The following is an 8,658-nucleotide window of genomic DNA, read 5'->3' as shown; positions in this document are numbered from 1 at the left end:
GTGAATAACAATCTGTATTTAATTTCAAACAATGGTAAAATTCTTTGGAAAAAACAACTGCAAGGCCCAATTTTAGGACGTATTGAACAAATTGACATGTATAAAAACGGAAGACTTCAATTAGCCTTTGCTACTCCAAAAAGAGTTTATGTTTTAGATAGAAACGGCAAAGATGTTAAACCTTTTGCCTTAAAATTTAATGATGACATTACGCAACCACTTGCTGTTTTTGATTATGATAACCGTAAAAACTATCGCTTGTTAGTAACGCAAGGGAAAAACGTATTAATGTATGATATAAAAGGAAAAGCTATTAATGGCTTTACTTTTAAATCGGCTAATAATACCATTATTTCTCAACCTAAACATTTTAGAATTGGCAGTAAAGATTACATTACCTTAAAAACGAAAGACAAACTATATATTTTAGATAGATTAGGAAAAACAAGAGTTAAACCTAAACAATCCTATTCTTATTCTAGCCAACCTGTTTTCCTGTATAACAATACCTTTACAACAACTACTTCGAATGGCGATTTGGTTTCCGTTGATTCAAAAGGCAATGTATCTTCAAGGAATTTAAATCTTTCTGAAAACCATCATATTCAAACCACAAGCAAAACGCTGGTTACGCAAACCGAAAACAAGTTGATTATAAAGAATAAATCTACAGAGCTCGATTTTGGAGATTATTCAAGCCCAAAAATTTTCTATATCAATAATAAAATTTATGTTTCTACCACAGATTTACAGTCGCATAAAGTGTATTTATATGATAGTCAGTCACAATTACTTTCAAACTTCCCTGTTTATGGAAATTCACCCATTGACCTCGATAATATTGATCGAGACAATAGCTTGGAGTTTGTAACAAAAGGCGATAGTAATTCCATTATTTTATATCAAATTAATTAGTTTAAATTATATCACAAAAAATATATTGATAACTTGTTAATATATTTAATAATACCCTTTTGTCGATAAAAAACTAATCTTTATCTTTAGCCAGCTATTAATCAAATAATTACAAATGAAATTACCCGAAAATGCGTTAAGCATCCTTTTCTCGTGGATGGCTTTTGTATTTACCTACCTTTCTTTGAAGAACAAAACGACCATTTAAAAATCTGAATGCTATGAAAACGAAAATTTTAATTTTAATTAGTGTTATTTTAATAAGTTTTACTTCATTAGCTCAAAATGCTTGTAAAGCCTATTATCCGTTTGAAGAAGGAACCAAATTTGAAATCACCAATTACGATAAAAAAGGCAAAAAAGAAGGTATTGTAAACTATGAAGTTACCCAAGTTAACAATAACGTAGCTACCATAAAAACAATTATTTTTGATGATAAAGGAAAAGAAGTAACAACCATGGAATATCAAATTGTTTGTGAAGGCGATAAAATTTCTATTGATTTTAAATCTATGATGAACCCAGATATGTTCAAGCAATATAAAGATATGGAAATGGATATAACCGGAACCAATGTTGAACTTCCAAACAATTTACAAGTTGGTCAAACTTTAAAAGATGCTAATATGAACATGGCCATTGATATGGGCGGCCTAAAAATGAATATGAGCGTAGATATGTTAAATAGAAAAGTAGAGAAAAAAGAATCGATAACCACGCCTGCAGGAACTTTTGAATGCTTTGCATTAAGCTATGATAACGAAATGAAAATGGGCTTAAAAATGTCATTTAAAATTAAAGAATGGATTTCAGAAGGTATTGGCGTAGTAAGAAATGAATCCTATAATAAAAATGGAAAACTTATGGGATACTCAGAACTTACAAGTTTTTCAAAATAAGTAATAAATTAAGCGGTTTTTAACTGCTAAAAGTAAGTCCTCGAATCTTGAGCGTCAAAATATAATGTTTTGGCGCTCTTTTTTTATGCCAAATTCAAATACATTTCAAGTTAATTTAATAGTATTGCAATTCAATTATTCAGTTTAATACATTTAGGTTTCGACTGCACTCGACCTAAAAATTATATAGAAAACACACATGATTTCAAGAAAAAACGCTGCCATTTCAAAATTCATTATTCATAAAGTTGGTAATAAGTTTAACGATACTAAAAATGCCTTTTCAGAAAAGGTAGTTGATTTTGACGAAGCCAGTTACGACCTTATGTTACCTTTTTTATTAAGGCCGTTTGGAAGTGTGGTACAGAGCTATCGTTTTAATCATCATGCCAATATTTCGCTTAACGAAATTAATAGTTACTGTGCGCAAATGTTCAATGACGAAGCGGCTTTTATTGAAGTTTCAAAACATATGGTTATGCATTTGTTCGAACAATCAAGTTCTGCACAAATAAAAACTGGCGATGTGTTGGTTGTTATGTTTGAAGGCATTGAGTTTAGAGACATGACCACCAATGCTATTGGAATTTTTAAAATTGAAAGTAAAGTGAATTTCTTTCAAACTTATTTAGAAAATAACAGTTACGATGTATTGGTTCAAAAAGGAATTAACTCTAAAAAAGTTGACAAAGGCTGTTTAATTCTGAATCAAAGTGATACTGAAGGCAACATTATTTTAAGTGTTGATAACAATAGTTATGATGCGCAATATTGGATTAATCATTTTTTAAATATTAAATATGCCGATGATGCCAACAGCCATACCCAGCAGTATATTGAACTTTGTAAAGAATTCTCGACCGAGGTTTTAAAAACCAATTATGGAGCGAAAGAGCAAAACTCCTTTTTGGCCCAAACTATCGATTTTTTCAAGGAAAATGAAGTGGTAAATGTGGAGCGGTTTAAAGAAGAATTATTTGAAGATGAAAAACATATTAGAGAGTTTGAAAATTATAAAAAGGACTATGAAGGCGATAAAAACCTTGTTTTAAGAAACCAATTTGATGTTGCCGAAGCTGTTGTTACGAAAGAAAAACGAAAGTTTAAAACCGATATTAAACTAGATACCCATATTCAAATAAAACTAGATGTAGATGCCCCAGATGCATCTGCTGAGTATTTAGAACGCGGTTATGATGATGAAAAGAAAATGCATTATTATAAGGTGTTTTTTAATGCTGAGAATTAATAAGAATCTTTATAAATTAAATAGCTAACTCATAAAAAGACTAAGTATCACTTAGTCTTTTTGCGTTTTTTAGTAACTTGTGTTTATCAAAAAATATAAGGATGTCAAAAGACGATAAATTCAATTACGACGACGAACTAAAAAAACTACATACTGATTTAGTACATCTTCAAGAATGGGTAAAAAAGCAAGGCTTAAAAGTAGTTATTGTTTTTGAAGGTAGAGATGCTTCAGGAAAAGGCGGCACCATTAAACGCTTTACCGAACCTTTAAATCCACGTGTATGTAAAGTTGTTGCGCTAGGTGTACCCACAGAAAGAGAAAAAACACAATGGTATTTTCAAAGATATGTTCAATACTTACCAGCCGCAGGTGAAATTGTACTTTTTGACAGAAGTTGGTATAATAGAGCAGGCGTTGAAAAAGTGATGGGCTTTTGTACAGATAATGAGTATAATGAATTTTTAAGATCTTGCCCTGAGTTTGAGCGCATGTTAGTACGGTCTGGAATTATTGTTTTGAAATACTGGTTTTCAGTAAGTGATGAAGAACAAGAAAAGCGTTTTAAAAACCGAATAAGCAATCCACTGAAACGTTGGAAGTTTAGCCCAATGGATTTAGAATCGCGAGCAAGATGGCTAGAATACTCAAAAGCAAAAGATAATATGTTTGCACATACTGACACCAAACAAGTGCCTTGGTTTGTAGTAAATGCAGATAACAAGAAGAAAGCACGTTTAAACTGTATCAGCCATGTTTTAAGTCAAATTCCTCATGAAAAAATGGATCTAAAACCTATTGAGTTGCCTGAATTACCAGACTATAAAGCTTATGTGCGACCGCCGATAGATTATCAAACTTTTGTACCTGAGAAGTATTGAACTAAATTACTAAAACGAGATGAAATAAGTCGTTAGTAAACCTAATAAAACTCAGCCTCAAAAAGATCAGAAAAGTGCTTTAGCAACTTCTCTTTAACCTCTGCTTCCTCAATTTCTTTTTTACCAAGTTCAACATTTAAAGAGGTAACAGCTTTACCACGAATTCCGCAGGGAATCATTAAATCGAAATATCCTAAATCAGCATTTACGTTAAGCGCAAAACCATGCATGGTTACCCAACGACTGGCACGAACGCCCATGGCGCATATTTTTCGAGCAAACGGTGTGCCTACATCTAGCCAAACACCTGTTTCTCCTGGGCTTCGTTCTGCTTTTAAGCCATATTCTGCAAGGGTTAAGATTATCATTTCTTCAAGAAAACGAAGGTATTTATGAATGTCGGTGAAAAAATTATCTAAATCAAGAATGGGATAGCCCACAATTTGCCCTGGTCCATGATAGGTAATATCGCCACCGCGGTTTACTTTATAAAAACCGGCGTTTTTTGCTTTTAATTGTGCTTCGTCAACCAATAAATTTGACATATCGCCACTTTTACCCAATGTATAAACATGTGGATGTTCTACAAATAAAAAGTAGTTATTGGTTTCTAAACCTGCTGCTTCTCGCCTATTTTTAATTTTAGTGTCTACAATGCCTTTAAACAACTTCTCTTGGTATTCCCAAGCTTGTTTATAGTCTTTTAAGCCTAAATCTTGAAGTTCAATAGTCTTATTCATGAACGGCAAAATTACAATATTTTATGTGATTTTGATTGATGGGAAGTAACAGAAGGTGGATGACTGTCGACTGTTGACTGCTTACTTGAGACTGAACACTAATTCTTAGGGTTATTAAGTATAACTAATGCAGCAATTACGCCAGGAACCCAGCCACAAAGCCAAAGCAAAAAGACGATAATAATGGAACCACAACCTTTATCGATAACGGCTAAAGGCGGACAAATAATGGATAATAAAACTCTGAAGAAACTCATTTATGATTTATTAGATACTGAAACAAGTTCAGCATATATTGATGATTTACTTATTTGACGCTATAACTTTATAAATGTTACAGCGTCATATAAATTGAGTTTCAAAAACTTATTTTCTATTCACATAAAACCTCAAGAGCATCTTCAATATCTCCTGGCGTACTCATAATCTTCATAAAAGTTCCCATAGTTAATTCTGGCCAATGCAGAGCAATTCTATATTTACCATGCAACATAGTCGCTTTATTACCTTGTAATATAATTTCATAAGGCAGAGCAGCAACATGGGCCTCGCCTATTTTAGGTAAAAAGTTTGGTTCACCTTCTTCTTTATCATGTAAACCAACACCAAAAACAGCCACTTCTTGACTATTATAAACTAATTTGTAAACTTTTACAGTATTTCCCTTTTTAGCTTCAAGGTTTTTAGAGATAATTTCTAATCCTTCATCAAACGATGAAAATTCATTTAATTCAACAGGATCTGTAAAATAAGGCATCATTATTTTATAATGATATTTAGCAAGCTTATCTGCTTCTACAACGCCTCCAAAAGCAGTAAACTCATTTCCTAAAGCAGACATAGTTGTTTTTAAATCTGTACTAAATTTTACAAAAGTACTTTTAAAGGTATTATAGTTTGTTGGTAAATAAGCCCTTAGCAAATAATCTGGATTGGTGTATGATATAATTACTTTGCCATCTTTTTGAATCAATCCAACTTTCAGGACTGCTGATAGAGCACCTCTATCTTTTACTTTTATTACCGTATTTTTTAAATCTGTTCTTGTAAATGCTATGACAGCTAAAGAACTTTTGTTTGAAGGATTATAAGCTCCTAATACCGTAAAAGAATTATCTTTTAATGTTTTAATGACTTCTTTAGTAACTTCTTGAATAGGTTTTGTCGATTCACCAACTTTAATATATGGTGATAACTCTTGCCCAATTGTATTAAAATTGACCAATAAAAGTGCTATTGCACTAAGAATAAAATGTTTCATATTGCTATTAATATTAAGGATTATACTAAGTTATTTACTCAATAGATTTGCTAACTCACACATCTTTTAAATTTGAATAAAATAAAGAATAACTATTTTTTCTACCTATGACTATTATCATGATTGATAGTTTATTTTTAGTAAATACAAAGAATAATTTGAAAGAAGTTTTTCTTTTTTTTTAAATAGCTTAATTTTGCGTTTTTAAAAACTATAACATGCAGCTTTCTGAACAAGAAATAGTACGAAGAGATAAGTTAGTAAAACTACGCGAATTGGGTATTAATCCGTATCCGGCAGATTTATATCCTGTGAAAGACACATCGAAATCTATAAAAAAAGATTTTAAGGAAGAAAAAAAGGTGGTTATTGCTGGTAGATTAATGTCTAGACGGATTCAAGGTAATGCCAGTTTTGCTGAATTACAAGATGCTGAAGGTCGCATACAAGTTTACTTTAATAGAGATGAAATTTGTGTTGATGAAGATAAAAGCAAGTATAACAATATCTATAAAAAATTATTGGATATTGGCGATTTTATTGGGATTGAAGGTGAATTATTCACAACTAAGGTTGGCGAAAAAAGTGTTCGCGTTAAAGATTTTTCTTTACTAAGCAAAGCTTTAAAACCCTTACCATTACCAAGAACGGATGCTGATGGAAATGTGCACGACGCTTTTACCGACCCAGAACAGCGTTACAGACAACGTTATGCTGATTTGGTTGTTAACCCACATGTTAAAGAGGTGTTTGTAAAACGAACCAAATTGTTTAATGCCATGCGTCAGTTTTTTAACGATGCTGGTTATTTTGAAGTAGAAACTCCTGTATTACAACCTATTCCTGGTGGTGCTGCGGCGCGTCCGTTTATGACACACCACAATGCTTTGGATATTCCATTATATATGCGAATTGCTAACGAGCTTTACTTGAAAAGGTTAATTGTGGGTGGTTTTGATGGCGTTTATGAGTTTTCCAAAAACTTTAGAAATGAAGGGATGGACAGAACGCATAATCCTGAGTTCACAGCAATGGAAATATACGTAGCCTATAAAGACTACAATTGGATGATGGATTTCTGTGAGCGTTTGTTGGAGTATTGTGCTATGGCAGTTAATGGCACTACAAAAGCTAGGTTCGGAGATCATGAAATAGATTTTAAAGCGCCTTATGCCAGAGTTACCATGGCAGATTCTATAAAGCATTTTACTGGTTTTGATATTACTGGAAAAACCGAAGATGAAATACGCCAAGCCGCAAAAAATTTAGGTGTTGAAGTAGATGCAACCATGGGGAAAGGCAAATTAATTGATGAGATTTTTGGTGAAAAATGTGAGGGCAACTATATACAGCCAACCTACATAACTGATTACCCTAAAGAGATGAGCCCGCTTTGTAAAGAGCATCGAGACAATCCTGAATTAACCGAACGTTTTGAATTAATGGTTTGCGGCAAGGAAATAGCTAATGCTTATTCTGAACTTAACGACCCAATTGACCAACGTGAGCGTTTTGAACACCAACTTAAACTGGCTGCTAAAGGTGATGATGAAGCAACCGAATTTATTGATTACGACTTTTTACGTGCTTTAGAATATGGTATGCCACCAACATCTGGAATGGGAATTGGCATGGATAGATTAATTATGTTTTTAACAAACAACCAATCTATACAAGAGGTTTTATTCTTTCCACAAATGCGCCCTGAGAAAAAAGCTATTGCAATAAGTGATGATGCAAAAACTGTTTTTGAAATTTTAAAGAAAGCTGAAAAACTTGAGCTTGTTAGTTTAAAATCGCAATCTGGTTTATCAAACAAAAAATGGGATAAAACTATTAAAGAATTAACCAAAAACAATCTTGCTAAAGTTGAAAAGACTGATGAAGGGTTATTTGTTGGTATGTTTTAAAATGTTGCAAATTATACAAAATTAAAAAAGCCAGTAATTTTAAAATTACTGGCTTTTTTTAACTAACCAAACTAACTAAATATATTAACTAAACTCAGTACAAATATCAGCTAATTAACAATAGTTGATAATACCTTTTAGAAATGTTTAACAGTACTAATTAATATTTTAATTTTTCTTTAAGAGAAAGCGGTTTGTTATGTTAATTTTTTAAGAATTTAGAGTAACCCATTTATAATTTAAAACCTCGCCACCAAAAAGCAACGAGGTTTTGGGTTAACTAACCAACCATCAAAACAACCCTTTATTTTTTTTGTTTTGATTAATTAACTAACGCTTATTTATCTTCATCTAAATGCCTATCGATATACTGAATATCTCTCGTGTTTTTCTGAACAGCAATGGCGGAAAATAAACTTAGTAGAAAAGACATACCGTAAAATCCTTTTTCGCTTAAAAGCAATTCGGCATTCCAGAGCCCAATTACTAATAACACAATGGAAGTTAATGTTGTAAACCAGCTAATACTGTAGTAAATATCGGTTACAGGAATATCTTCCATTTTATCTCTCACCGCTTTTTGTACAGAAATTACCGAGAATAAACCAAAAAGTAAGATGGTAAAATAGTATCCTTTTTCATTTAACATCATATCAGCATTCCATAAACCGATGCAATAGGAAGTCATCCCAATTAATAAAGCTGTCCACGATGCCCCAATAAAAGCAGATGTTGGTTTTTGGTCATACACTTTAATCTCCTTTTTAACTTTTGAGTCATTTGATTTTTCATCCATTGAAACT

The 8,658-nt window shown here is 32.2% G+C and carries 9 protein-coding genes and 1 pseudogene; 6 read left to right on the top strand and 4 right to left on the bottom strand.

Annotation, left to right across the window (positions count from 1 at the left end):
• From WBN21_RS13685 to ppk2, 4 genes and pseudogenes are all read left to right on the top strand, one after another.
• Positions 1–915, top strand: a pseudogene (locus tag WBN21_RS13685) (ribonuclease HII); the annotation flags it as partial.
• A gap of 221 nt (positions 916–1,136) precedes the next feature.
• Entirely contained in the window at positions 1,137–1,814 is a 678-nt protein-coding gene (locus WBN21_RS13680) for a hypothetical protein (RefSeq protein WP_424201197.1), read from the top strand.
• A gap of 199 nt (positions 1,815–2,013) precedes the next feature.
• Positions 2,014–3,063 (top strand): nucleoid-associated protein, encoded by a 1,050-nt coding sequence (locus WBN21_RS13675; RefSeq protein WP_424201195.1) that lies wholly within the window; start codon positions 2,014–2,016, stop codon positions 3,061–3,063.
• Between the two features lie 101 nt (positions 3,064–3,164).
• Positions 3,165–3,944 (top strand): polyphosphate kinase 2, encoded by a 780-nt coding sequence (ppk2, locus tag WBN21_RS13670; RefSeq protein WP_424201193.1) that lies wholly within the window; start codon positions 3,165–3,167, stop codon positions 3,942–3,944.
• Positions 3,945–3,985: 41 nt separating this feature from the next.
• On the opposite strand, the gene lipB is transcribed toward ppk2, so the two are convergent.
• Together lipB and WBN21_RS13660 are read right to left on the bottom strand one after the other, a co-directional pair.
• Positions 3,986–4,684: a lipoyl(octanoyl) transferase LipB gene (gene lipB, locus WBN21_RS13665; protein WP_424201191.1), complete on the bottom strand. Its 699-nt coding sequence runs from the start codon at positions 4,682–4,684 to the stop codon at positions 3,986–3,988.
• A gap of 98 nt (positions 4,685–4,782) precedes the next feature.
• Complete coding sequence (locus tag WBN21_RS13660) at positions 4,783–4,911, bottom strand: YqaE/Pmp3 family membrane protein (RefSeq protein WP_424201201.1); 129 nt, start codon at positions 4,909–4,911, stop codon at positions 4,783–4,785.
• Between WBN21_RS13660 and WBN21_RS13655 the strand changes: the two genes are divergently transcribed.
• The gene (locus WBN21_RS13655; protein ID WP_424201203.1) at positions 4,868–4,999 is read left to right on the top strand and encodes a hypothetical protein; all 132 of its coding nucleotides are present in this window, start codon (positions 4,868–4,870) and stop codon (positions 4,997–4,999) included. The genes WBN21_RS13660 and WBN21_RS13655 overlap by 44 nt on opposite strands.
• 58 nt (positions 5,000–5,057) lie before the next feature.
• On the opposite strand, the gene WBN21_RS13650 is transcribed toward WBN21_RS13655, so the two are convergent.
• Positions 5,058–5,945 (bottom strand): hypothetical protein, encoded by an 888-nt coding sequence (locus WBN21_RS13650; RefSeq protein WP_424201189.1) that lies wholly within the window; start codon positions 5,943–5,945, stop codon positions 5,058–5,060.
• Between the two features lie 218 nt (positions 5,946–6,163).
• Here WBN21_RS13650 and lysS point away from each other — a divergent pair, with 218 nt between their 5' ends.
• Positions 6,164–7,855 carry a lysine--tRNA ligase gene (gene lysS / locus WBN21_RS13645; protein ID WP_424201187.1) on the top strand — a complete coding sequence of 564 codons (1,692 nt, stop codon included), beginning with the start codon at positions 6,164–6,166 and terminating at the stop codon, positions 7,853–7,855.
• A 337-nt stretch (positions 7,856–8,192) separates the two neighbouring features.
• Here the strand turns inward: lysS and yiaA are convergent, their stop codons facing one another.
• Positions 8,193–8,651, bottom strand: coding sequence for an inner membrane protein YiaA (yiaA, locus tag WBN21_RS13640; RefSeq protein ID WP_424201199.1), 459 nt, complete (start codon positions 8,649–8,651; stop codon positions 8,193–8,195).
• Positions 8,652–8,658: the final 7 nt, after the last annotated feature.

Source organism: Algibacter sp. (assembly GCF_049667265.1).
Classification (GTDB): Bacteria; Bacteroidota; Bacteroidia; order Flavobacteriales; family Flavobacteriaceae; genus Algibacter_B.
Note: the sequence above shows the minus strand (reverse complement) of the source record. Positions and strands in the feature narration are given on the sequence as shown.